Annotated in this window: 2 protein-coding genes; both read right to left on the reverse strand. The window is 26.2% G+C overall.

Annotated features, from left to right (window positions below):
• Positions 1-39: 39 nt before the first annotated feature.
• Entirely contained in the window at positions 40-261 is a 222-nt protein-coding gene (locus BN7997_RS14035) for a hypothetical protein (protein WP_071118921.1), read from the reverse strand.
• A gap of 89 nt (positions 262-350) precedes the next feature.
• Positions 351-1631, reverse strand: coding sequence for an IS91 family transposase (locus tag BN7997_RS14040; RefSeq protein WP_071119304.1), 1281 nt, complete (start codon positions 1629-1631; stop codon positions 351-353).
• Positions 1632-1692 lie beyond the last annotated feature (61 nt).

Consider the following 1692-nt stretch of genomic DNA (forward strand, 5'->3'; position numbering starts at 1 on the left):
ATAAAAAATGACCTATAAATAGGTCACCTCAACTGACACCTAACGGTCGTCAGTTTTTTTGTATTCAAATTTTGCTCTGCAATTAGGACATACTAGTTCTGGCATAGGCTCATCTTCTAGCGGATCTATCGCTCCAAATATTATATCCATTCTAAATTCTTCAATAAGAAATTCTGGCACTCCTTTTTCAAATCCACATGACTTACAGTGGTAATTATATAATTTTTGACCAATACTCATCTCTTCTAATTCTTTTAACATAGTCATACTCCTAAAAATTTTATTTTTTATATTATACCTTATTTTGAGTACGACAAAATAAGGTTACTCATATTTCCAAAATAACCCTTTTAAAATAAGCATATTCGTTCACTTTTATTGGTATCTACTATTCTTATTGGCTTAAATTCATCTATTTCATTAATAATATTTTTATAATTTGATTTATTCAATACATTATATATCAAACCATATTTACGATACCAAATTTCCCATAACATCATTTCATTACCACAACTAGTACATATAAATGGATTTACTCCAAAAGTTTCTATCAATCTTTCTTTAAAACTTCTCTTCTTATTTTTCTGTTTCTGAATTAATTCAAATATATTTCTTTGTTTCATAAAGTTATATAGTTTTACAATCTCAATACTAAGTTTATTTTTCCTTCTTGAATACAATCCATATCTTCTTACAACTCTAAACCCCTTCGGGTGTATATGATTTACTAATTTACCTATAAAATCTAATGCATCCATCCTAACTGTTATTTTTTCTCTAGGATTTTTATTTTCATACCAAAATGTTACGCATTTTCCATCATACTCACTTATTCTATATTCAGCGATAGCTGGCCTCGAAAGATATCTACCTATATATTTTGCTGCTTCCTTTATTTTCGTTAAATCTCTTTGTGCATTCACATAAAATCCATTATTATATTTTTTATATAATCTGTTTATTATTTTTTGTGTTTCTCTATCCTTAAAGTTAGTTTTTATTATATCTAACACTAGTTTTTGCCATGATTTTCTGAGATATTGATATGGTATATGTAATAACTTTTTAAACCATTTATTATTTTTATCTATTCCACCTTCTGTAAATAATGCATGTATATGAGGATTCCATTTTAAATCTGATCCAAATGTATGAACTACAGCAATTAATCCTACTTCGTGATTTCCTTTAACCTTCTTTTTATAATAATGAGATACAACTCCATATGCTGCATCTTGCAATTCTTTTAAAAGCTCACGCTTTTTATAGAAATAATTTCTTAATTCTTCTGGTATTGTAAATACTGCATGTCTATGCTTTACATTTAACATATTCTCTGCTTGCTTTTCAGACCATTTAATTGAATACATTCTCCCACACTTAGTACAGAATTTACTTTTACATGAAAATCCATGAATATATTCTTCATAACAGTTCAAACATTTATGTTTTATATATCCATGCTCTATATTTCCACAATTCAATGCTTTTTCTATTACATTAATTATATGCTGACGCATTTCTTTACTTTTTATTCTTGATAACTTATCTTCTTTAAATTTTTCAAAATGATTTTTTAAAATTATATTTATAATTTTACTTTTTTTATATCTTCTACACTTATTCATATCACTATTATACAGAAGTTTTCCACAGGTTTAAATGTAATATAATGTCCTTGTAAGTAAA

This window comes from Romboutsia timonensis, assembly GCF_900106845.1.
In the GTDB taxonomy this organism is placed as follows: domain Bacteria; phylum Bacillota; class Clostridia; order Peptostreptococcales; family Peptostreptococcaceae; genus Romboutsia; species Romboutsia timonensis.